This is a genomic window from Nocardioides sp. JCM 18999, assembly GCF_055391175.1.
Genome location: NZ_AP043887.1, coordinates 3,010,412 through 3,032,741, shown reverse-complemented (window position 1 = coordinate 3,032,741; position 22,330 = coordinate 3,010,412). Strand labels below are relative to the sequence as shown.

The 22,330-nt window shown below is 70.3% G+C and carries 23 protein-coding genes and 1 tRNA gene; 16 read left to right on the top strand and 8 right to left on the bottom strand.

Annotation, left to right across the window (positions count from 1 at the left end):
• Positions 1-16 precede the first annotated feature (16 nt).
• The 6 genes from pdxH to ACZ5J1_RS15010 are packed head-to-tail and all read left to right on the top strand — an operon-like array spanning position 17 to position 7,214.
• Positions 17-682 (top strand): pyridoxamine 5'-phosphate oxidase, encoded by a 666-nt coding sequence (pdxH, locus tag ACZ5J1_RS15035; protein WP_464560202.1) that lies wholly within the window; start codon positions 17-19, stop codon positions 680-682.
• Positions 679-1,887: an AGE family epimerase/isomerase gene (locus ACZ5J1_RS15030; protein ID WP_464560200.1), complete on the top strand. Its 1,209-nt coding sequence runs from the start codon at positions 679-681 to the stop codon at positions 1,885-1,887. The genes pdxH and ACZ5J1_RS15030 overlap by 4 nt, the downstream gene beginning before the upstream one ends.
• Before the next feature lie 56 nt (positions 1,888-1,943).
• Positions 1,944-2,555 (top strand): TetR/AcrR family transcriptional regulator, encoded by a 612-nt coding sequence (locus tag ACZ5J1_RS15025; protein ID WP_464560198.1) that lies wholly within the window; start codon positions 1,944-1,946, stop codon positions 2,553-2,555.
• A 4-nt stretch (positions 2,556-2,559) separates the two neighbouring features.
• The gene (locus ACZ5J1_RS15020; RefSeq protein ID WP_464560196.1) at positions 2,560-4,317 is read left to right on the top strand and encodes an ABC transporter ATP-binding protein; all 1,758 of its coding nucleotides are present in this window, start codon (positions 2,560-2,562) and stop codon (positions 4,315-4,317) included.
• Positions 4,314-6,326: an ABC transporter ATP-binding protein gene (locus ACZ5J1_RS15015; protein WP_464560194.1), complete on the top strand. Its 2,013-nt coding sequence runs from the start codon at positions 4,314-4,316 to the stop codon at positions 6,324-6,326. The genes ACZ5J1_RS15020 and ACZ5J1_RS15015 overlap by 4 nt, the downstream gene beginning before the upstream one ends.
• Positions 6,327-6,353: 27 nt before the next feature.
• Positions 6,354-7,214, top strand: a complete 861-nt coding sequence (locus tag ACZ5J1_RS15010) for an adenylate/guanylate cyclase domain-containing protein (protein ID WP_464560192.1) — start codon at positions 6,354-6,356, stop codon at positions 7,212-7,214.
• Positions 7,215-7,333: 119 nt separating this feature from the next.
• Here the strand turns inward: ACZ5J1_RS15010 and ACZ5J1_RS15005 are convergent, their stop codons facing one another.
• Positions 7,334-9,376: a beta-propeller domain-containing protein gene (locus tag ACZ5J1_RS15005; RefSeq protein ID WP_464560190.1), complete on the bottom strand. Its 2,043-nt coding sequence runs from the start codon at positions 9,374-9,376 to the stop codon at positions 7,334-7,336.
• Complete coding sequence (locus ACZ5J1_RS15000; protein ID WP_464560188.1) at positions 9,373-9,897, bottom strand: SigE family RNA polymerase sigma factor; 525 nt, start codon at positions 9,895-9,897, stop codon at positions 9,373-9,375. Before ACZ5J1_RS15000 ends, ACZ5J1_RS15005 begins: the two co-directional genes overlap by 4 nt.
• Before the next feature lie 160 nt (positions 9,898-10,057).
• Between ACZ5J1_RS15000 and ACZ5J1_RS14995 the strand changes: the two genes are divergently transcribed.
• Both ACZ5J1_RS14995 and ACZ5J1_RS14990 read left to right on the top strand, forming a co-directional pair.
• On the top strand, positions 10,058-11,641 hold the full coding sequence (locus ACZ5J1_RS14995) for an MDR family MFS transporter (RefSeq protein WP_464560186.1): 1,584 nt from the start codon (positions 10,058-10,060) through the stop codon (positions 11,639-11,641).
• A complete protein-coding gene (locus tag ACZ5J1_RS14990) occupies positions 11,638-12,075 on the top strand; it encodes a MarR family winged helix-turn-helix transcriptional regulator (protein ID WP_464560184.1) in 438 nt (145 codons plus the stop codon). Before ACZ5J1_RS14995 ends, ACZ5J1_RS14990 begins: the two co-directional genes overlap by 4 nt.
• Before the next feature lie 21 nt (positions 12,076-12,096).
• Here the strand turns inward: ACZ5J1_RS14990 and ACZ5J1_RS14985 are convergent, their stop codons facing one another.
• Positions 12,097-13,680: a glycoside hydrolase family 13 protein gene (locus ACZ5J1_RS14985; RefSeq protein WP_464560182.1), complete on the bottom strand. Its 1,584-nt coding sequence runs from the start codon at positions 13,678-13,680 to the stop codon at positions 12,097-12,099.
• Between the two features lie 56 nt (positions 13,681-13,736).
• On the opposite strand from ACZ5J1_RS14985, the gene ACZ5J1_RS14980 reads away from it, so the two are divergent.
• Positions 13,737-14,423, top strand: coding sequence for a metal-dependent transcriptional regulator (locus tag ACZ5J1_RS14980; RefSeq protein WP_464560180.1), 687 nt, complete (start codon positions 13,737-13,739; stop codon positions 14,421-14,423).
• Here the strand turns inward: ACZ5J1_RS14980 and ACZ5J1_RS14975 are convergent.
• The 3 genes from ACZ5J1_RS14975 to ACZ5J1_RS14965 are packed head-to-tail and all read right to left on the bottom strand — an operon-like array spanning position 14,399 to position 16,210.
• Positions 14,399-15,259, bottom strand: coding sequence for a Sir2 family NAD-dependent protein deacetylase (locus ACZ5J1_RS14975; protein ID WP_464560178.1), 861 nt, complete (start codon positions 15,257-15,259; stop codon positions 14,399-14,401). The two genes, ACZ5J1_RS14980 and ACZ5J1_RS14975, sit on opposite strands and share 25 nt — an antisense overlap.
• Positions 15,256-15,549: a DUF2277 domain-containing protein gene (locus ACZ5J1_RS14970; protein ID WP_464560176.1), complete on the bottom strand. Its 294-nt coding sequence runs from the start codon at positions 15,547-15,549 to the stop codon at positions 15,256-15,258. Before ACZ5J1_RS14970 ends, ACZ5J1_RS14975 begins: the two co-directional genes overlap by 4 nt.
• Before the next feature lie 31 nt (positions 15,550-15,580).
• On the bottom strand, positions 15,581-16,210 hold the full coding sequence (locus ACZ5J1_RS14965; RefSeq protein WP_464560174.1) for a TetR family transcriptional regulator: 630 nt from the start codon (positions 16,208-16,210) through the stop codon (positions 15,581-15,583).
• A 112-nt stretch (positions 16,211-16,322) separates the two neighbouring features.
• On the opposite strand from ACZ5J1_RS14965, the gene ACZ5J1_RS14960 reads away from it, so the two are divergent.
• From ACZ5J1_RS14960 to ACZ5J1_RS14930, 7 genes are all read left to right on the top strand, one after another.
• On the top strand, positions 16,323-17,426 hold the full coding sequence (locus ACZ5J1_RS14960) for a flavin reductase family protein (RefSeq protein WP_464560172.1): 1,104 nt from the start codon (positions 16,323-16,325) through the stop codon (positions 17,424-17,426).
• 13 nt (positions 17,427-17,439) lie between these two features.
• Positions 17,440-18,543, top strand: a complete 1,104-nt coding sequence (locus ACZ5J1_RS14955) for a fatty acid desaturase family protein (protein ID WP_464560170.1) — start codon at positions 17,440-17,442, stop codon at positions 18,541-18,543.
• Between the two features lie 24 nt (positions 18,544-18,567).
• A complete protein-coding gene (locus ACZ5J1_RS14950; protein ID WP_464560168.1) occupies positions 18,568-18,804 on the top strand; it encodes a hypothetical protein in 237 nt (78 codons plus the stop codon).
• 125 nt (positions 18,805-18,929) lie between these two features.
• Complete coding sequence (locus ACZ5J1_RS14945; RefSeq protein WP_464560166.1) at positions 18,930-19,616, top strand: energy-coupling factor ABC transporter permease; 687 nt, start codon at positions 18,930-18,932, stop codon at positions 19,614-19,616.
• On the top strand, positions 19,613-19,954 hold the full coding sequence (locus ACZ5J1_RS14940) for a PDGLE domain-containing protein (RefSeq protein WP_464560164.1): 342 nt from the start codon (positions 19,613-19,615) through the stop codon (positions 19,952-19,954). The genes ACZ5J1_RS14945 and ACZ5J1_RS14940 overlap by 4 nt, the downstream gene beginning before the upstream one ends.
• A 4-nt stretch (positions 19,955-19,958) precedes the next feature.
• Entirely contained in the window at positions 19,959-20,645 is a 687-nt protein-coding gene (gene cbiQ / locus ACZ5J1_RS14935) for a cobalt ECF transporter T component CbiQ (RefSeq protein WP_464560162.1), read from the top strand.
• Entirely contained in the window at positions 20,642-21,403 is a 762-nt protein-coding gene (locus ACZ5J1_RS14930) for an energy-coupling factor ABC transporter ATP-binding protein (protein ID WP_464560160.1), read from the top strand. Before cbiQ ends, ACZ5J1_RS14930 begins: the two co-directional genes overlap by 4 nt.
• A gap of 123 nt (positions 21,404-21,526) precedes the next feature.
• Here ACZ5J1_RS14930 and ACZ5J1_RS14925 read toward each other — a convergent pair.
• Positions 21,527-21,600, bottom strand: a tRNA-Phe gene (locus tag ACZ5J1_RS14925).
• Between the two features lie 36 nt (positions 21,601-21,636).
• Positions 21,637-22,329 (bottom strand): TetR/AcrR family transcriptional regulator, encoded by a 693-nt coding sequence (locus tag ACZ5J1_RS14920; RefSeq protein ID WP_464560158.1) that lies wholly within the window; start codon positions 22,327-22,329, stop codon positions 21,637-21,639.
• Position 22,330: the final 1 nt, after the last annotated feature.

The following is a 22,330-nucleotide window of genomic DNA, read 5'->3' as shown; positions in this document are numbered from 1 at the left end:
GCCCTAGGGTCATTCCGTGGATGAGCCAGGCCCCCAGGATCTGTCGGCGCTGCGCGAGGACTACGCGCGCGGAGGGCTGAGCGAGTCCGATCTCGCGACCGATCCGATCACGATGTTCCACCGCTGGTACGACGACGCGACGGCCGCCGGCATCCACGAGCCCAACGCGATGGTCGTCGCCACCGCGACCCCCGACGGCATCCCCTCGGCCCGGTTCGTGCTGCTCAAGGGATTCGGTGCCGACGGCTTCGTCTTCTTCACCAACCAGGCCAGCCGCAAGGGCTCCGAGCTCGCGGCGAACCCGGCGATCGCACTGCTGTTCCCGTGGCACCCGCTCGAGCGGCAGGTCCGGGTCGAGGGCACCGCGCACGAGCTCGACCGCGCGGAGGTCGAGGCCTACTTCGCCGTGCGTCCGCGGGCCTCCCGGCTCGGCGCCTGGGCCTCGCACCAGTCCGAGGTGATCGCCGATCGGGCGGCCCTCGACGCTGCCTACGTCGCCGCTGAGGAGCGATTCGCCGGGGTCGAGGACGTGCCGTCGCCGGACGAGTGGGGCGGCTACCGGGTCGTGCCCGAGGTGGTCGAGTTCTGGCAGGGGCGGACCGGGCGCCTGCACGACCGCCTCGTCTACCGCCGTGCGACCTCCGGCTCGACCGGCTGGACCACGGAGCGGCTGCAGCCATGACCACCGACGCGTGGCTCGACGCCGAGCTGACCCGACTGCTCGCGTTCGGGCGGGACCCGTTCCACCCGGCCGGCGGCTGCGGCGTCCTCGACGAGGTGGGGGGCGTCGACATCGACCAGCCGTCGTACCTCTGGATCACCGGGCGGATGCTGCACGTCCGCTCCCTGGCCGTGCTGCTCGGGCACGACGAGGACCGTCCGCTGGCCGAGCGGCTGGTCGTCGAGATGGCCGGGCCGCTGCGCGACCCGCTCGACGGCGGCTGGTTCTCTGGACTCAGCCCCGACGGGGTGCCGCTGAACGACGGCGCGAAGTCCGGCTACGACCATGCGTTCGTCCTGCTCGGTGCGACCACGGCCACGCTGGCCGGCATCCCGGGTGCCCGCGAGCTCGCGACCGCGGGGGCGGAGATCTTCGACCGGTACTTCTGGGACGAGGCCGAGGGCCTCTGCGTCGACGGGTGGAGCCGCGGCTTCGACGAGCTCGACCCCTACCGCGGTGCCAACGCCACCATGCACGCCGTCGAGGCGATGCTCGCGCTGAGCGAGATCGACGACAGTCGGCCGTGGGCCGAGCGGGCGGGCCGCGCGCTGGCCCGGATGGTCGGCCTCGCCGCCGAGCACGAATGGCGCCTCCCGGAGCACTTCGACGCCGCCTGGCGACCGCTCCTCGAGTTCAACCGTGATCGCCCCGCCGACCCCTTCAAGCCGTACGGCGCCACGGTCGGTCATGGCCTGGAGTGGGCCCGCCTCGCGCTCCATGTCGAGGCCGCGCTCGGCGACTCCGCCCCCGCCGGGTTGGTGGACGATGCCGTCGCGCTCTTCGACCGCGCGGTCGCCGACGGGTGGGACGTCGACGGCGCACCGGGGTTCATCTACACGACCGACTGGACCGGCGCCGCCGTCGTACGGGCTCGGATGCACTGGGTGGTCTGCGAAGCGATCGCTGCCGCTGCCGTCCTCGGTGCGCGCACGGGCGACGCCTCCTATGCCGAACGAGCCCAGGGGTGGTGGGACTACGCCCGCGAGTTCCTGATCGACCTCCAGCACGGCTCGTGGCACCACGAGCTCGACCCGCAGAACCGGCCGCACGCCGGGACCTGGGCGGGCAAGCCCGACCTCTACCACGCGGTCCAGACCGTCCTGCTGCCCCGGATCAGCGTCGGCGCGAGCATCGCCGGCGTGGTGGCGCGCGAGGGCACCCGCTGACGGCCGATCCGTAAAACAGTTTGTGAGTGAGTGCTCACTCACTTATGCTCCTCGGTGTGGGCGAGACGAGGGATCAACCCCGGGAGCCACGGCGTGCGCGAGCGCGGCCGCTGACCCCGGAGGAACGACGCGAGGCGCTGATCTCAGCGACCCTGCCACTGCTCTACGTGCACGGTCGCACGATCACGACCCGCGTGATCGCCGAGGCGGCCGGCGTGGCCGAGGGCACGATCTTCCGCGTCTTCGACTCCAAGGAGGAGCTGATCGACGCGGCGATGGCCCGGGCGTTCGCGCCGGACGAGGTGCTCGCCCGGGTCGCGGAGATCGACCCGGACGAACCGCTGCGCGAGAAGCTGCTCAAGATCTCCAGCGTCCTGCAGCAGCGGGTCAAGGCCAGCTTCGGGCTGATGCGGGCGATGGGCCAGATGGGCCCGCCGAAGCACGCCCACACCGAGGAGCGTCGAGCCGAGATGCGGCAGATCCGCGCGGCCATGACGACCCTCATCGAACCCAACGCCGACGAGCTGTCGGTGGAGCCCCAGATGCTCATCCACATGCTGCGCCTGCTCACCTTCGCGGGCAGCAACGAACAGATCTCCGACGGTCACCTGCTCACGCCCGAGCAGATCGTCGACACCCTCTTGCACGGCACTCTCAGAAAGGACTGATGACGTGCTTCTTCGCGTACTGCGCACCTATCTCAGCCGCTACCGACGACTCCTGATCGCCATCGTGGCGCTCCAGCTGGTCAGCTCCGGGGCGATGCTCTACCTGCCCACGCTCAACGCCGACATCATCGACCAGGGCATCACCCAGGGCGACACGGGCTACATCGTGCGGGTCGGCTTCGTCATGCTCGGCGTCGCCTTCGTCCAGGTGATCTGTGCGATGGCGGCGGGATACTTCGCCTCCCGCTCGGCGATGTCCTTCGGTCGGGACCTGCGCCACGACCTGTTCCGCACCGTCGGCCGGTTCGGCTCCTACGAGCTCGGCCGGTTCGGGGCGCCCAGCCTGATCACCCGGACCACCAACGACGCCCAGCAGGTCCAGCTGATGGCCTACATGCTCTGCGGCATGGGGGTCTCGATCCCGATCATGATGGTCGGCGCGGTCTTCATGGCGCTGCACCAGGACATGCACCTGGCCTGGATCTTCGCCGTCCTCATCCCGGCGCTCTTCCTCACCGTCGGCCTCGTCGCCAGCCGGATGATCCCCAACTTCCAGAAGGTCCAGGCACGTCTGGACGCGGTCAACCGGGTGCTGCGCGAGCAGATCACCGGCATCCGCGTGGTGCGCGCCTTCGTCCGCGAGCCCGAGGAGCGCGCCCGCTTCGACCAGGCCAACGACCAGCTCACCGACGTCTCGCTGCGCGCCGGCCGCTGGCTGGCCACGTTCTTCCCGATGATGATGATGATCGTCAACCTCGGCTCGATCGCGGTGATCTGGTTCGGCGGCCACCTGGTCGACTCCGGCGAGATGCAGGTCGGCGCCCTGACCGCGTTCCTCTCCTACCTGATGCAGGTGATGATGAGCGTGATGATGGGGACGTTCCTGCTGATGCAGATCCCCCGCTCCTCGGTCTGCGCCGACCGCCTCGTCGAGGTCCTCGAGACCGAGCCCTCGATCGTCGCCCCGACCGACGGCGTCACCGAGACCGCCCTCCGCGGCGACCTGGCCTTCGACGGCGTCGACTTCACCTACCCCGGCGCCGAGCACCCGGTGCTGGTCGACCTCACCTTCACCGCCCACGCCGGCCAGACGATCGCCGTGATCGGCTCGACCGGTGCCGGCAAGTCCACCCTGGTCAACCTCGTGCCCCGGCTCTTCGACACCTCCGCCGGAGCGGTGCTGATCAACGGAGTCGACGTACGGGCCTGGGATCCGCTGGCCCTCGGTTCGCGGCTCGGCCTGGTGCCGCAGCGTGCGTTCCTGTTCTCCGGCACCATCCGGTCCAACCTGCTGTACGGCGCCCGGCCCGGCGAGGAGGTCAGCGACGAGGCGCTCTGGCACGCGCTCGAGGTGGCCCAGGCCGGTGACTTCGTCCGCGCGCTCACGACGGAGGACGCCAGCGGGCTCGACGCCCCGGTGGTCCAGGGCGGCACGAACTTCTCCGGCGGGCAGCGCCAGCGCCTGGCCATCGCCCGCGCGTTGGTACGTCGCCCCGAGATCTACCTCTTCGACGACTCCTTCAGCGCGCTGGACCTGGCCACCGACGCCCGGCTGCGTGCCGCGCTCAAGCCCGAGACCACCGAGTCGACCGTCGTGATCGTCGCCCAGCGGGTCTCCACGATCCGCGACGCCGACCTGATCCTGGTGCTCGACGACGGCCGGATCGTCGGCCGCGGCACCCACGAGGAGCTGCTCGACTCCAACGCGACGTACCAAGAGATCGTCGCCTCGCAGCTCAGCGCCGAGGAGGCAGCAGCATGAGCACCCCCACTCCCGCACCCACTCCCGCACCCGCTGCCGGCGCCAAGGTCGGCAAGCAGATGAAGGTCGCCGAGCGGATCCAGTCCACCGGCGGCGGCCCCGGCCGCGGCCCGATGGCGGGCAACGTCGGCGACAAGGCCTCGACCTTCGGTCCCTCGGCCAAGCGACTGATGCGTCGCCTCGCGCCGCAGCGCATCCGGGTCGGCGCGATCTTCGTGCTCGCCGTGATCAGCGTGCTGTTGACCTCGCTGGCGCCCCGGTTCCTCGGGCATGCGACCGACCGGGTCGTCGCCGGTGCGATCGGGCGCCAGCTGCCCGCCGGTGAGACCGTCGACCAGGTGATCGCCGGGCTGCGCGCCAGCGGTCAGGACCGGATGGCCGACCTGATCTCCGGGATGAGCCACGTGATCCCGGGCGAGGGTGTCGACTTCGGTGCCGTCGCGGCGATCCTGCTGTTCGTCCTCGGGCTGTACCTGTTCTCCAACCTGTTCTCGTTCCTCCAGGGCCTGCTGCTCAACGGCCTGGTGCAGAAGACGGTCTACGACCTGCGCACCGACGTCGAGGAGAAGATCAACGTGCTGCCGCTGGAGTACTTCGACTCCCAGCCGCGCGGGGAGATCCTGTCCCGGGTCACCAACGACATCGACAACGTCAGCCAGTCGTTGCAGCAGACCATGTCGCAGCTGCTCACCTCGGTGGTCAGCATCTTCTCGATCCTCGCGATGATGCTGTGGATCTCGCCCCTGCTGGCCCTGATCGCCTTGGTGACGGTGCCGGTCTCGATGCTCGTCGCCCGCACGGTGATGAAGCGGTCGCAGGGCCAGTTCGTCGCCCAGTGGCGCTCGACCGGACAGCTCAACGCCCACATCGAGGAGACCTTCTCGGGGCACGACCTGGTCCGCGTCTTCGGGCGTCAGCAGGCCGTCGAGGAAGTCTTCGCCGAGCGCAACGAGCAGCTCTACCAGGCCGGGTTCAAGGCGCAGTTCGTCTCGGGACTGGTGATGCCGGTGATGATGTTCATCGGCAACATCAACTTCGTCCTCGTCGCCGTCGTCGGCGCGCTGCGGGTCGCCCACGGTGCGCTCACCATCGGTGAGGTGCAGGCGTTCATCCAGTACAGCCGCCAGTTCAACATGCCGCTGACCCAGGTCGCCTCGATGATGAACCTGCTCCAGTCCGGGGTGGCCTCGGCCGAGCGCGTCTTCGAGCTGCTCGACGCCCCGGAGCAGGTCACCGAGCGGGACGGTGCCCTGGCCGACGTACGTCGCGGGGAGGTGCGCTTCGAGAACGTCTCGTTCTCCTACTCACCCGAGGCGCCGCTGATCTCCGACCTGTCGCTGGTGGCGCGTCCGGGCGAGACCGTCGCGATCGTGGGCCCGACGGGCGCCGGCAAGACCACGCTGGTCAACCTGATCATGCGGTTCTACGAGCTCGACGCCGGCCGGATCACGCTCGACGGCGTCGACATCACCGCGATCCCGCGGTCGGTGCTGCGGGCGCAGACCGGGATGGTGCTCCAGGACACCTGGCTCTTCGAGGGCACCATCCGGGAGAACCTGCTCTACGGCCGGCCCGACGCCAGCGAGACCGAGCTGATGGCTGCGGCCAAGGCCACGTTCGTCGACCGGTTCGTGCACTCGCTGCCTGACGGCTACGACACGATCGTGGACGCCGACAGCGGCTCGCTGTCGGCCGGTGAGCGGCAGCTGCTGACGATCTGTCGTGCCTTCCTGGCCAGCCCCGCGCTGCTGATCCTGGACGAGGCCACCTCGTCGGTCGACACCCGCACCGAGCTGCTGCTGCAGCAGGCGATGGCGGCGCTGCGCTCGGACCGGACCAGCTTCGTGATCGCGCACCGGCTGTCCACGATCCGCGACGCCGACCTGATCCTGGTGATGGAGTCCGGGCGGATCGTCGAGCAGGGCAACCACGACCAGCTGATCGCTGCCGGCGGTGCCTACGCACGGCTCTACCAGTCGCAGTTCGCTGCGGCGGAAGGGGCCGCGTGAGGTCTGCCTGACCCCTAGTGTGGGCGCATGACGACGGCGCTGGTGGGAGTTCTGCTGCTCTCGCTGGCGACCCTGATCGCCTCATCGATCGCGGTCTGGTGGCGTCGGGAGGCGATCGGTCTGCGGATGCGGATCGCCCAGCTCGAGGCCGAGCGGACCACGCTGATCCACGCCTTCGAGGACGAGGGGCTGCCGCTGCCGGTGGAACGGTTGCGCACCCTGCGGGTCGCTCGGCAGGCGGCGCGGGCGTTCCTCGACACCGCGGAGCTGATCCGTGCCGGCGGGTTCCAGCAGGTGCTCAACTCCTCCCTCGACGAGTTCGGGCGCTGGCTGGACACCGACCGTTCGGCGATCGAGCAGTGGGCCACCGAGGAGGGTCTGGTCACCGTCGTCTTCTCCGACATCGAGGGCTCGACCGCGATCAACGAGGCCGTCGGTGACGAGGCCTGGCTGCGGATCCTGCGCGCCCACGACACCCTGATCCGCTCCGAGGTGGAGCGCCGCGGCGGTCACATCGTGAAGAGCCAGGGCGACGGCTACATGATCGTCTTCGGTCAACCGCTCGCCGCGGTCAAGGCCGCCGCCGGGATCCAGCGCCGCCTCGCCCGCGGTCGGAACCGGGCGTTGCGCCGCGCCGGGATCCGGGTCCGGATGGGCATGCACACCGGCCAGGTCGTCTCCCGCGACGGCGACTACTTCGGCCGCAACGTGGCGCTCGCTGCCCGGGTCGCGGCCCAGGCCGACGGCGCCGAGATCCTCGTGACCGACGAGGTCAAGGCGATCATCGCCGGAACGGCCCCCGCCGCCGTACGGTTCGAGGCGGACCGGGTGGTGGAGCTCAAGGGCTTCGCGGACCAGTTCCAGCTCTGGCGAGTGCGCTGGATCTGATGCCGACTTGAGGGTTCCTGCAGGCGAATCGACAGTTCGCGTGCAGCAAACCTCAACTCGGCGCCCCCAACCCTCAAGTCGGCTGCAGGAACCCTCAAGTCGGCGGAGGGGGTCCAGGTTTAGAGGTCCAACAGGCTGACCGTGTCCGGGGTGACCAGGACGACGCGGTGGTCGGGGAGCTCGACGGTGCGGACGGCGTAGGCGTCGTATCCCTCGGCGACCTTGATGCTGGACAGCTGGAGCCGCTGGTCGGGAGTGATCCGGGCGACGCCGATGTAGATCCGGCCGTCCGCCCCGCTGAGCACCGTCAGGGCGGTGTCGCGGTCGGGGAGCCAGGTGAACGCCTTCGGCTCGTCGCCGACGATCGGGTAGGTGCCCGCGCCGAACCGGGCGACCGAGACCTCGCGGACCGCCTTCAGGTCGGAGGCGTCGAAGAGGCTGACCTTGGTCCGGTCGTGGTCGCCGCTCTGGCCCACCCCGAGGATCCGGTCCTTCCCGACCGGGTGCAGGTAGGTCGAGAAGCCGGGGATCTTCAACGCCGACAGGGTCGTCGGGTGGGCCGGGTCGGTCAGGTCGATGGCGAAGAGCGGGTCGGTCTCGAGGAACGTCACCAGGAGGACGACGTCGTCGAACCAGCGCACCGACTTGATCTGCTCGCCGGGCGCGATGTCGCCGAGTTGGCCGACCGTGGTGAGCTCGTCGCCCTCGACGCCCATCGTCACGATGCTGCTGGCGTTGCGGGTCGCGCCGCTGGCGCTCAATGCCAGCCGCAGGCTGTCGCCGACCGAGTCCATCGCCCAGCGGTTCGCCAGGAACCCGTCGGCCGAGCCCGAGGCGATGTGTTCGGCACCCGCGCCCTGGAGCGCGAAGGCGTAGACGTGGGTGACGCCGTCGCTGCCCCACCCGCCGGGTGCGACCGCCATGTCGCAGGCGGCGCACGCCATCGGGCTGCCGTACCCCGAGTCGGCGAGGTAGAGCCGGTCGGGCGTGGAGTAGGTCAGCGTCGTCGGAGCCGCGATCGCGACGCTGGAGAAGTCGGTCGGGTCGCTCATCGTGAAGCCGGTCAGCGACACCGTGTCGAGGCCGACCTCGTCGACGTCGTCGGGCAGCGCGACCTGGTCGCAGTCGAGCAGCGGCTGCTCGCCGGAGCCGTCGTCGTAGCTGGGCAACCAGTCGTTGATCGTCGACTTCTCCACCAGCGCCCGGTTCCGCTTGAGCGCGGTGTTCTGCCCGACCGAGCCGCCGGGCTGGACGAAGTCGAGTTGCGGCAGGCCGGCCGAGAGCACCAGCCGTACGACGTCGCCGTACTGCCGCGCGTCGACGACGCCCGAGCTGAACCGGACGGTGTGGGTGATCACCGGGGTGGCCGGGTCGGCCAGCGAGACGGTGAGCATCGTGGTGCTCGGGGCGCCGGACGCGGTCTTGAAGGAGGCAGTGTCGACGCCGAGGACGACCACGTCGGTCCCGCGGAGCAGCACCTGGCCGCCGTCGAGCTCGGGCAGGCGCAGGTCGGAGACCTCCTCCGGCTTCGACCCGGTGACGTCGTAGGTGAGCAGGTGGCGACCCTTGACCCGGACCAGCAGCTTGCCGTCGGTCTTGACCGTGTCGGGTTCGTCGACGCCGGCCTCCTGGACGTTGGTCCCCGTGTCCGAGGAGGTCACCGAGCCGAGGTCGTTGGCGGGTGCGCCCCCTGACGCGGTGCTGGCCGCGCTGTCGGCCGCAGCCTGCGGCATCGAGTACATCTCGCGGCCGCCGAGCGGGACCGGGCCGCCGTACCCGCCGTTCCAGCCGTACGCCGAGACCAGCGGCATGGCGCGATCCTTGTACGAGGCGAGCAGGTCGGCGCAGCTCGACGGGGCGTGCAGGCCCTGGACGAACGCGACCGGTGACGCATCGGAGAATCCCGGGCCGGCTCCGAGGTCACCGCCCGCGCCGCCGTTCTCGGCATCGCTCGCCGCGGTTCCGGCGCCCGGCATCGAGCCGACCTGTGTGCCGGCGATGAACGCGAGCCCCAGCGCTGCTGCGGCGCCGCCGGCGAGGAGCGGACGGATGAGGAAACGGCGACCGCGTGCGGCGGTACTGCGTCGGCCCTCCCGCACGATGTCGGCGGTGGGCGGCGGGTCGACGGGGTAGTCGTCCCACAGGCGTTCGAGTCCGGTCATCGGGCATCTCCGGTCAGGTCGAGGAGGTGGTCGCTGGCGGCGAGCCGCGCGAGCGAACGGGACAGTCGGCTCTTCACCGTGCCGGGGGAGATCCCCAGGGTGGCGGCGGTCTGAGCCTCGGTGAGCTGGACGAAGTAGCGCAGCACGACCACCTCGCGGTGGCCGCTGGGGAGGGCCTCGAGCGCTCGGTGCACCGCGTCGGCCATCGCGACCCGGTCGCTGCTGTCGCTCAGCCCTGAGGCGCCCGCGTCGGTGGCGTCGAGCGGCGCCGCGGCGCGGTGCTTCCACCAGCCGGTGCGGCGCTGGTCGCGCAGGCAGTTGAGCAGCATCCGGTAGACGTAGGCGTCCTGGTTGGTGGCGCCCTCCACCTTGTCCCAGCCGGCGTAGGCCCGGACGAGGGTGTTCTGCGCGACGTCCTCGGCGTCACTGGGCGAGGCGCCGAGGAAGACCGCCGCCCGGACCAGGCCGCGCCACGACGCCGCGACGAAGGCGGCGTAGGCGGTCTCTTCCTGCTGGTCCACGCGCGCTCCTCGGAGTCAGTTGTCGCAGCACCGGTGCGATGCTCTCGACGATATGACGGTGTGAGCGACGCCTCAGGTTCCCTGCGGCGAAAAGATGGTCGGAAAGTTGTCGAACTCAACCAACGAGGAATATCGTTGACCTATGCAACAAAATGACACGATGTCCCACAAGGAGATCATGGAGGCCCTCTCCGGGCTTCTGATCGCGATGTTCGTCGCGATCCTGTCCAGCACCGTGGTGACCAATGCGCTCCCCACGATCGTGCACGACCTGGAGGGCACCCAGACCGGGTACACCTGGGTCATGGTCGCCACCATGCTGGCGATGACGGCGACCACCCCGATCTGGGGCAAGCTCGCCGACCAGTTCAGCAAGAAGATGCTCATCCAGGTCGCCCTGGTCGTCTACGTCAGCGGTTCGGCCCTGGCCGGTCTGGCCCAGTCGATGTCCTGGCTGATCGGCGCCCGCGTCATCACCGGTATCGGTGTCGGCGGTGTGATGGCGCTGATCCAGATCATCATCGGCTCGATGGTCTCCCCGCGCGAGCGGGGCCGCTACTCGGGCTACATCGGCGCCGCCTTCGGCCTCGCCACCCTGCTCGGCCCGCTCGTCGGCGGCGTCATCGTCGACTCCCCGCTCGGCTGGCGCGGCTGCTTCTACGTCAGCGTCCCGTTCGCCGTCGCCGCCTTCGCCGTGCTGCAGTCCAAGCTGCACCTGCCGACGGTCCGCCGCGAGGTGAAGATCGACTACCTCGGCTCCACCTTGCTCATGGGTGGCGTCTCCCTGCTCCTGGTCTGGGTCTCCCTCGCCGGCCAGCAGTTCGACTGGATCTCCGGTACGACGGCCCTGCTGGTGGGTGGCGGACTCGCCGTCCTGGCCGCCGCCGTCTACGTCGAGGCCCGGGTCGCGGTCGAGCCCGTCATCCCGCTGGACCTGTTCAAGGACCGCACGATCACGTTGGCCACGATCGGTGCCACCTTCGTGGGCGTCGTGATGATCTCCGCCTCGACCTTCCTGGCCGAGTACTTCCAGAACGCTCGGGGGATGAGCCCGACCCACGCCGGTCTGATGTCGCTGTGCATGGTCATCGGTCTGATGGGGTCGAGCATCGTGTCGGGTCGGATGATCTCCAACACCGGGCGCTGGAAGATCTGGCTCGTGGGCGGCATGGCCGCCGTGCTGGCCGGCACGATCCTGCTCGCCACGATCGACCACGCCACCGCCCTCTGGGCGATCGGCGGCTACATGTTCGTCCTGGGCCTCGGCCTCGGCGCCACCCAGCAGAACCTGGTGCTCGCGGTGCAGAACAACGTGGAGCAGGCCAACATCGGTGCTGCCAGCTCCGTCGTGGCGTTCTTCCGCACCCTGGGTGGGGCCGTCGGCGTCAGCGCCTTCGGTGCCGTGCTCTCCAGCCGGATCAGCACGCACGTCGGCGAGGGCGTGACCTCGCTCGTCCAGAGCGGCCAGGTCACGGTCGACCAGGCGAAGGCGCTCGCGGGCGACGCCCTGCCGAAGGTGTCGAGCCTGCCCGAGCCGTTCAAGAGCCTCTTCGAGGGTGCCTTCGGTGACGCGACCGGTCAGATCTTCCTCTTCGCGGTCCCGTGCGCGGCGCTCGCGCTGATCGCCGTCTCGCTGATCAAGGAGACGCGCCTGCGCACCACCCTGGACAAGCTGGTCGCACCCGAGACCGAGATCGAGCTCGCCGCCGAGCTCAATGCGGCCGAGCTCGGAGGCAGACGATGAGCGAGCGGGCTGACAGGCTCGGCGCGATCGAGGCCGAGGTCGGCGTCCTGATCCGCCGGGTCCGCAAGGTCGTCGCCGAGCGTGCCGCCGCGGTCCACCCGGACCTGCAGGGCGTCTCCTACCTGCTGCTGGGCTGGATCGAGGAGCACGGCCCCGCCCGGGCCTCGGCCGCGGTCGAGGCGCTCCGGATCGACAAGGGCGCCCTGTCCCGCCAGCTCCAGCACCTCGAGGAGCTCGCCCTGATCAGCCGCACCCCCGACCCGGCCGACGGTCGGGCCAGCCTGGTCGAGCTCACCGACGACGCCCGGCTCCGGATGGGCCAGATCGCCCAGGACCGGCGCAAGCTGGTCGACGAGCGGCTGGCGGACTGGAGCGTCGACGAACTCCACGAGCTCGCCGCTCAGCTCCAGCGCTACAACCGGGCGCTCACCTGACCTCTGGTCCGGCTGGTCCGGTCAGCGCAGCCAGACGCAGGTGTTCGGGGGAAGCGTCGTGCCGACCTCGTCCGAGCTGCTGAGCAGGACCTCGCCGCTCGGCAGCTCCACCGGCTCGGTGCCCGCGTTGAGCAGCACCGTCACCTCGCCGCGGCGCACCGCGACCACGTCGGGCTCGCGCTCGAGCAGCTCGATCTCCTCCGGTCCGTGCGCCCACAGCTGGCGCCGCGCCTTGAGCGTGCGGCGGTAGAGCTCCAACGTCGAGGAGGCGTCGCCCGCCTGGACGGCGACACTCAGGTCGGCCCACTCGGCCGGCTGCGGCAGCCACGGCGTCGACCCGGGCGGCCCGAATCCGTACGGCGTCTCGTCGCCGTGCCACGGGATCGGCACCCGGCACCCGTCGCGCGTCGGCCCGTCCGTCTTGGGGTCCTGCCGGAACTCCGGGGCCACGTCGACCTCGGGCAGCCCCAGCTCCTCCCCCTGGTAGAGGTAGGCCGAGCCGGGCAGCGCGAGCATCAGCAACGTGGCGGCACGGGCCCGATCCAGACCGACCGCCCCGCCGCCGTACCGGGCGACGTGGCGCGGCTGGTCGTGGCTGTCGAGGACCCAGGTCGGCGGTGAACCGATCTCGGCCAGGGCGGTCATCGTCCGGGTGATCACGCCGCGGTAGGCCTCGGCGCTCCACGACGCCCACTGGAAGGCGAAGTTGAACGCCTGCTGGAACTCGTCGGGCCGCACGTAGAGCGCCATCGCGGCGGCGGAGAGCGGCATCGCCTCGGCGACCATCATCCGCTCCGAGCCAGTGGAGGCGGTGAACTCGTCGAGGATCTGCCGCCAGCGGTGGTAGACGTCGTGCACCGCGGGCTGGTCCCACATCGGGGCCCAGGTGATCCCGCGCTTGACCATCTCCGAGGGCTCGGTGGTGAGCGGTCCACCGTCGGTCATCACCTGGTCGGGCATGCCGTCGGCCTTGGCCAGGCCGTGCGCCACGTCGACCCGGAAGCCGTCCACGCCCCGCTCGAGCCAGAACCGGAGCACGCCGTCGAACATGTCGGCGACCTCGGGGTTGCGCCAGTCCAGGTCGGGCTGGGAGGCGTCGAAGAGCCGGAAGTACCACTCGCCGTGCGGGTCGTCCGGCGAGATCGCCCAGGCCGGTCCGCCGAAGACGGAGAGCCAGTTGTTCGGCGGCTTCTCGGGGTTCTCCGGGTCGACGGGACGGAAGAGGTAGCGGGCGCGCTCGGGGCTGCCCGGCGGCGAGGCGAGCGCGGCCCGGAACCAGGCGTGGTCGCTCGAGGTGTGGTTGGGCACCAGGTCGACGATCACTCGCAGGCCCAGCTCGTGGGCCCGCGCGACCAGCACGTCCAGGTCGTGCAGGGTGCCGAAGAGCGGGTCGACGTCGCAGTAGTCGGAGACGTCGTACCCCCCGTCGCGCTGCGGGGAACGGAAGAAGGGGGAGAGCCAGATCGCGTCGACCCCGAGACCGGCGATGTGGTCCAGCCGCGAGGTGATGCCGGGCAGATCGCCGACACCGTCGCCGTCGGAGTCGGCGAAGCTGCGGGGGTAGACCTGATAGACCACGGCGTTGCGCCACCAGTGCTCGCTCACCCGACCACCCTACGGGCGTACCGGAGGGGGTGGTCCAGACCCCTAGAATGGAATGTGTGAGCGACCTCATCGATACCACTGAGATGTATCTGCGGACCATCTACGAACTGGTCGAGGAGGGCATCGTCCCGCTGCGTGCCCGGATCGCCGAGCGGCTGCACCAGTCGGGGCCGACCGTGAGCCAGACCGTCGCCCGGATGGAGCGCGACGGTCTGCTGACCGTCGAGGGCGACCGGCACCTCCAGCTGACCGAGGAGGGCCTGCGCCTGGCGACCCGCGTGATGCGCAAGCACCGCCTCGCGGAGCGGCTGCTGGTCGACGTCATCGGCCTGGACTGGGAGCTGGTCCACGAAGAGGCCTGCCGCTGGGAGCACGTGATCAGCGAGAACGTGGAGAAGCGGCTCCTCGAGCTGCTCGACCACCCGACCGAGTCGCCGTACGGCAACCCGATCCCCGGCCTGAACGAGCTCGGCGCCGACGAGCCGAGCGAGACCTTCATGCAGGGTGTCGAGCCGCTCTCCAAGGCCGCGGCCCGGGGTCCGGGTCGGGCCCTGGTGCGTCGCATCTCCGAGGAGATGCAGAAGGACGAGGCGCTGATGAGCGCGCTGCGTCGGGTCGGCGCGCTGCCGGACCGCACCGTGACGATCTCGCAGACCGATGAAGGTGTCCTGGTGGGCGCCTCCGGCGAGGCCGCCGAGCTGCTGCCCGAGGCCGCCGATCACATCTTCGTCAAGCGGCTCTGAGCCTCACCCCGGTCGCGTTGCCGGGCGAGGTCGGTGAGGAACTCACTCGTTCCGACCTCGAGCTTGTACGTCGCCAGCTCATCGCCTCGGGTGGCGCCCCGGTTGACGATCGCGACGGGGACGCCGACCTTCGCGGCCCGGCGCACGAACCGTAGGCCGCTCATCACCGACAGGCTCGAACCGGCCACCAGCAGCACGCCGTCGCGCGCTGCCAACGACTCGACCGCGTCGAAGCAGCGAGCCACCTCGGCCTTGTCGGCCGACTCCCCGAAGAAGACGACGTGCGGCTTCAGGTCACCGTGGCAGATCGGGCAGGTCGGCACGACGAAGTCCGCGGTCTCCTCCAGGGCGACGTCGCCGTCGGGCAGGGAGAGCACGTGCGCGTGCCGGTCCGCCCAGCCGGGGTTGAGCTCCTCGAGCCAGGACTGCACCGTCCGCCGGTTCTCGATCCTGCTGCAGGACAGGCAGATCACCTCGCTCACCCGGCCGTGCAGCGCGACCACCCGACGTGATCCGGCGGCCTCGTGCAGCCCGTCGACGTTCTGCGTGATCAGCAGGTCGGGGTCGATCGCGGCCAGGGCCCGGTGCCCCGCGTTGGGCTGGGCGACGCCCATCCGGGTCCAGCCGAGGTGGCTGCGCGCCCAGTAGCGACGCCGGTTGGTGACCCCTGCGGCACCGGCGGCGACGAACTCGCCGTAGGTCATCGGGTTCCGGTTGCTCGAACCCGGTCCTCGGTAGTCGGGGATCCCGGAGTCGGTCGACAGGCCCGCACCGGTCAGCACCACCAGCGGCCGGTCGGCGAGGAGGTCGAGCGCGCTGTGGTCGACGGCGGTCACCGGGCAGCGGCCGCGCGGTCCTCGCGGGCGTCGCGAGCGAGGTACCGGGCCTTGGCCTTGGCTGCCTCCTCCTCCCGGTTCTTGGGCGGAGCGGTGGTGACGAGGGCGTCGAGCAGGTGCTGGGTGATGTGCGCGATCTCGTGCACCGCCTCGTCGAACGCCGCCTGGTTGGCGGCCGAGGGCTTCGTCGTCCCGGCGACCTTGCGCACGAACTGGAGTGCTGCCGAGGTCACCTCGTCGGAGGTCGCGGGCGGCTCGAAGTTGTTCAGCGGTCGGATGTTGCGGCACATGCCGCCAATCTACGTCGGCGCGCGGGCCGACTCACGGGTTCCAGTTCAGGGCGCCGATGACGATCATCCGCAGCTGGAGCCGTGCGGTGTCGGCCAGCGCCGGCTCCTGGTCGGGGCGGGCGGTGATGATCTCCTCGGCGATCGAGACCATCGTCGTCACGATCAGGTGGGAGAGCGCGCGGACGTCGGCTGCGGGCCACGCCGCCAACGGAGGCAGCCGCCCCAGGTCGGTGGCCAGGTCCGACTCGCACAGCCCGATCTCGTGCCGGATCGCGTCCCGGACGGTGCCCATCGCGGCGTTGCGCTCCCGGGCGATGAAGGCGAAGTGGGCGCGCTGGTGGTGCAGGTGCTCGGTCAGCACCCGGACCGAGTTGTCGGCGATGTGGACCGGCGAGGAGAGCGACTCACCGCGGCGCAGGTCGCGCAGCATCGCGCGCAGCGAGACGAACGATTCGTCCACGAGCGCCAGGCCGAGCTCCTCCAGGGTGGCGAAGTGGCGGTAGAAGGCGGTCGGCACGATGCCGACCTCCTTCGCGATCTGGCGCAGGGACACGGCCGCGAGCGGCGTCGTCTCGGTGAGCTCGAGAGCGGCGTCGAGGATCGCGCGCCGGGTGCGCTCCTTGCCCTCGGCGCGGGTGCCCGCCGCCGCCTGTCCGCTCACAAGCAAACATTCTAGTGCACAGGCGTCCACTGTGCCGCGGATCACTGTTGACGCCTGATCGGGCCTGGTGTTTCATTTTCAGTGAACGGTTGTTTACTGAAAGGAGCGTTTGATGGCACTCGACCTCGGTGGCCGCGTCCTCCGCTCGCGCACCCTTGCTGCGCTCACCACACCGCACTCCGTCGACCACTACCTGACCCAGCTCAACCCGATGTGGGTCGCCCACGACGTCCGCGCCCGGATCGTCGACGTCCACCGCGAGGTCGACGTCCCCGGATCCGCCCCCGTCGTCACCCTGACCCTGCAGCCGACCTCGACCTGGGCCGGACACCAGCCCGGCCAGCACGTCAGCGTCGGCGTCGAGCTGCCCGGCGCCCGTCGCACGACCCGGGTCTTCACCCTCTCGAGTGCATCCTCGCGGCCGGGGGAGCGGTTCCAGCTCACCATCCGGGCGCGCGAGGACTCCGTCGTCGCCGGGATGGAGCGCCGCAGCGTCTCGGCGTTCCTGACCGGGCCGAGCGCGCTCGGCGCGATCGTGCACCTGTCCCAGGCCGAGGGTGACTTCGTCCTGCCGGACCGGGTGCCCGAGCACATCGTGCTGATCTCCGGCGGCTCCGGGATCACCCCGGTGATGGCGATGCTGCGCTCGCTCCAGTCCCGCACCCACCGCGGCCGGATCGACTTCATCCACTTCGCTCACACGCCCGAGCACCAGATCTTCGCCGACGAGCTCGACCTCGCCGCGCACTCGGGCAACGGCCTCACCGTGCATCAGTTCTACCCGGGCATCGGCGACCCCTACCTCTCGCCCGCCCTCCTGGAGCGGCTCGTCCCCGGCTACGCCGACCTCCCCGCCTGGGTCTGCGGTCCGACCGGCCTGATCGAGGCCACCCGCGCGGCGTACGGCGACTCCGACACCTTGGCGGTGGAGTACTTCCAGCCCCCGCGCGCCAGTGGCGTGGCCGGCGGCGCGATCACGTTCACCCGCGGTGGCCAGCAGGTCGCCAACGACGGCTCCAGCCTGCTCGACCAGGCCGAGGCCGCGGGCCTGCGCCCGGAGTCCGGCTGCCGGATGGGGATCTGCTTCTCCTGCGTGACCACCAAGCGCGAAGGCACGGTCCGCAACGTGCTCACCGGCGAGGTCTCCTCGCTGCCCGACGACGACATCCGGATCTGTGTCAGCGCCGCTGAGGGCGACTGCACGATCGACCTCTGATCGGAGAGAACCCATGACTCACACCCCCACCCTGACCCCGGAGCAGCTCGACGAGTTCGGTGCCGAGCTCGACGCCATCCGCGCCCGCGTGATCGCCGACCTCGGCGAGGTCGACCGCGACTACCTGCGCAAGGTGGTCAAGACCCAGCGCGCCTTCGAGGTCGCCGGCCGCGCGCTCTTCTACGTGCCGCCGGCCTGGCCGCTCGCCGTGGCTGCGCTCAGCGTCTCCAAGATCCTCGACAACATGGAGATCGGCCACAACGTCATGCACGGCCAGTACGACTGGCTCGGCGACCCGCAGTTCAACTCGCGGATGTTCGACTGGGACAACGTCTGCCCGGCCGACCAGTGGAAGCACTCGCACAACTACATGCACCACACCTTCACCAACATCCTCGGCAAGGACCGTGACATCGGGTACGGCATCCTGCGGATGGACGAGGAGCAGCCGTGGCGCCCGTACTACCTGGGCAACCCGCTCTACGCGCTCGGCCTGATGACGCTCTTCGAGTGGGGCGTGATGCTGCACGACCTCGAGGTCGAGGAGATCTGGGCGGGCAACCGGACCTGGGCCGAGACCAAGAAGATCCGCGCCGGGATGCTGCGCAAGACCAAGCGCCAGGTGATCAAGGACTACCTGCTCTTCCCGGCCCTGACCGGACCGTTCTTCCTGTCCACCCTCGCCGGCAACGCCGTGGCCAACCTCGTCCGCAACATCTGGGCGTTCAACATCATCTTCTGCGGCCACTTCCCGACCGGCGTCGCGGTGTTCTCCCAAGAGGAGTGCGAGAACGAGACCCGTGGGCACTGGTACTACCGCCAGCTGCTCGGCTCGGCCAACATCTCCGGCGGCAAGCTGCTGCACGTGATGAGCGGGAACCTGTCGCACCAGATCGAGCACCACCTCTTCCCCGACCTGCCCGCCCGGCGCTACCCGGAGATCTCGGTCGAGGTGCGGCAGCTCTGCGACAAGTACGACCTGCCGTACAACACCGGTTCGCTGCCGCGGCAGCTCGGCAGCGTCTTCGGCAAGATCTTCAAGCTGGCACTGCCTGGCCGCCGTACGCCGGCCCCGACCGCGCCCGAGGCTGTGAAGGAAGACACCCTGGCCGCCTGAGGCGACCTGGGGGAGACTGGACCGATGCCTCGACTGAGCCGACTCGAGATCCGCAAGGACACCGCGCAGAGTGCGGTCGTCGCCGTCACCGACACCGTCGGTGAGGTGACCGGCATCGTGCTGCACGCGATCAAGGACGTCGCCGGCTCGGTCGGCGGTCTGGCCACCGAGCTCTTCGAGCTGCGCGAGACAGCCCGCCGTGCCGAGGAGGACGCGCTGCTGGGCGACCTGCCCGACATCACCGTCGATCCCGACGCGTAGGCCTTGTTGCAACTTCTTCGCAATAGCGTGAGAATGGTGATGCGCGGGTGGCGTCGCTACGACGCCTTCTGCCTCCCGGTTCCGGCCACTCTGGCGACCGGGACGACCGAGAAGAAGGCGCACTCATGCACGTCCCTGACGGATTCCTCGATGCTCCGACGTCGATCCTGACGGGAGCGGCCGCCGTCGTCGTGGTTGGTGCGGCCCTGCGCGGGGCCCGGAACGAGCTCGACGACAAGACCACTCCGCTGGCCGGTCTGGTGGCCGCCTTCGTCTTCGCGACCCAGATGCTCAACTTCCCGGTCGGTGCGGGCACCAGCGGGCACCTGATGGGCGGAACCATCGCCGCGGTGCTGGTCGGACCCTGGACCGGAATCCTGGTGATGTCGGTCGTCTTCATCGTCCAGTGCCTGCTCTTCGCCGACGGCGGGATCACCGCGCTGGGCACCAACATCATCCTGATGGGCGCCATCACCGTCGGTGTCGGCTGGCTGGTCTTCGTGCTCGTCCGTCGCCTGGCCCCGACCCGGATCGGCATCGTCGCGCCGGCCGCCGCGTTCGGAGCGTTCCTCTCGGTCCCCACCGCCGCGCTCGCCTTCACCGGGCTCTTCGCGATCGGTGGCACCGCCGACATCCCGCTCGGCACGCTCGCCACGGCGATGATCGGCTGGCACACCCTGATCGGGATCGGCGAGGCGATCATCACCTTCCTCGCCGTCGGCAGCGTCCTCGCCGTCCGCCCGGACCTGGTCTACGGCGCTCGACCGGCGATGGCTGCGCGTCAGCTCGTGCTCAAGGGGGCTGCGGCATGACCCGCGCCATCAGCTTCAAGTGGGTCGCCCTCGGTGCGCTCGTCGTCGCGCTCCTCCTCGCCGGCGTGGTGAGCTACTACGCCTCCAGCAGTCCGGACGGATTGGAGCACGTCGCGACCGAGAAGGGTTTCCTCGGTACGGCGAAGGATCACGCCGCCGCCAGCGGTCCGCTGGCCGACTACAGCACCCGGGGTGTCGACAACGAGCGGCTCTCCGTCGGGATCGCCGGCGTGACCGGCACCCTGATCGTGCTGGTGCTCGCGGGCGGCCTGACCTTCGTGGTCAGGCGCCGCAGCTCGAGCACGGCCAGCGAGTCCAGCACCTCCAGCGCGTCCTGACCTCATGGGCGCCGGACACGCACACCCGCTTCACTTCCACGGTCACTCGCCGCTGCACCGGGCTCCGGCGCACCTGAAGCTGATCGCACTCGTCACCTTCATGCTGATCGTGGTGGCGACGCCACGCGACTGGTACGCCGTGTTCGCGGCGTACGCCCTGGTCCTGGTCGGCGTCGCCGCGGTCTCCCGGGTGCCGGCGAGGTACCTGCTGCCCCGGATGCTGGTCGAGCTGCCGTTCGTGGTGTTCGCGCTCGTGATCCCGTTCGTGGCGCACGGGCCGCAGGTCGAGGTCCTCGGGGTGAGTGTGAGCCAGCCCGGTCTGGTCGATGCCTTCGGCATCCTGGCGAAGGGGACGCTCGGCGTGCTGGCCGGCGTCCTGCTCGCGGCCACGACGGAGTCCGTCGAGCTGGTGCGGGGTCTGGAGCGGCTCCGACTCCCGCGCCAGCTGGTGGAGATCATGAGCTTCATGCTGCGTTACCTCGAGGTCGTCATCGACGAGATGCGACGCATGCGGGTCGCGGCCGCGTCGCGCGGGTTCACCGCCCGGAGTCCGCGGCACTGGCCGGTGATCGCGAAGTCGGTCGGCGCCCTGTTCATCCGCTCGTTCGAGCGCGGCGAGCGGGTCCACCTGGCCATGCTCGCCCGTGGCTACACCGGCACCTTGCCCCGCGCAGCGACGGAGAAGCGATGACGCCCGTGCTCGACGTACGCGGTCTCGCGCACGCCTATCCCGACGGCCACCAGGCGCTCTTCGGCGTCGACCTGCACGTCCACCGCGGCGAACGGGTGGCACTGCTCGGCCCCAACGGCGCCGGCAAGACCACCCTCGTGCTGCACCTGAACGGCATCCTCACCCCCGGCGCCGGGTCGGTGAGCGTGAGCGGCCTGCCCGTCACCAAGGCGAACCTGCAGGAGGTACGCCGCCGGGTCGGGATCGTCTTCCAGGACCCCGACGACCAGCTCTTCATGGGGACCGTGCGGCAGGACGTCGCGTTCGGTCCCGCCAACCTGGGCCTGCGCGGCGCCGAGCTCGACGCCCGGGTGATGGAGGCGCTCACCATGGTCGGCATGGAGGCCTTCGCCGACCGGCCGCCGCACCACCTCTCCTTCGGCCAGCGTCGCCGGGTCGCGGTCGCGACCGTGCTCGCGATGAAGCCGGAGATCCTGGTGCTCGACGAACCGTCGTCCAACCTCGACCCAGCCTCGCGTCGGGAGCTGGCCGACATCATCGCCTCGCTCGACGTCACGGTGCTGATGGTGACCCACGACCTGCCCTACGCGATGGAGCTCTGCGAGCGCTCGGTGATCCTGCACGACGGCGTCCTCGTCGCCGACCGGCCGACGCTCGACCTGCTCAGCGATGCCGAGCTCCTCCGGCAGCACCGGCTCGAGCTCCCGCTCGGCTTCGACCCGCAGCTCGCTGCGGCCCAACTCGGTCTTCGGAGCTAACTGGTCTTGAAACGGGCGGTCGGTGGTGTCCTGAGGGACGTTCAAGACCAGTTACTTCTGATCGGTTGCTCCGAACAAGCGAGAAGCCCCCGCGACGATGTCGCGGGGGCTTCTTCCTGCCTGTGGCCAGGGGCGGGGTCGAACCGCCGACCTACCGATTTTCAGTCGGTCGCTCGTACCAACTGAGCTACCTGGCCGGGCCGGAGGAGAGATTACCGGAGAACGGGGTCTACCTACGAATCGGGTGCGGCGAGGGCCGCGGCGGAGGCGGCCTCGAGCGCCGCTTCGGCGTCCGGGACCGTGTGGCCCAGGGCTGCGGCGGCGAAGACCCGGCGGGCGACCTCCTCGACGCTGCCGCCCCACGGCAGGAACGGCTTGGCGACGTGCAGGGCGGCCAGTCCGTGGGCGCAGGCCCACAGGTCGAGGGTGACGGTGACCGGGTCGGCCGGGGCGAAGATGCCGGCCTCGATGCACTCGACGACGGCTTCGTTGAAGTGGTTCCAGGCGCCGGCCTGGAGCACCATGTCGATGTCGGGCTTGGCGCACGGATCCATCGTCGCCAGCCGGTAGTGCTCGGGGTGCTCGACCGCGAACCGGACGTAGGCCAGGCCGTAGGCACGGAGCCGGTCCAAGGGCGAGGCTTCGGACTCCCCGGCCGCCACCATCAGCTCGTCGAGCTCGGTGAAGACGTCGACCACCACCGCGATCAGCAGGTCGTCCTTGTCGGCGAAGTGGCGGTACAGCGACGGCGTCGTCACCCCGACCGCCTGGGCGACGGCTCGCATCGAGACCGCCTCCGAGGTCGCGGCGGCAGCCATCAGCTCGCGGGCCGCCACGATGATCTCGGCGCGCAGCTTCTCCCCGTCGCCGCGCGCGGACCGTCGCCGAGGCGCCGTACCCGTCGTCGCCGTCGTGCTCGCCGTCATC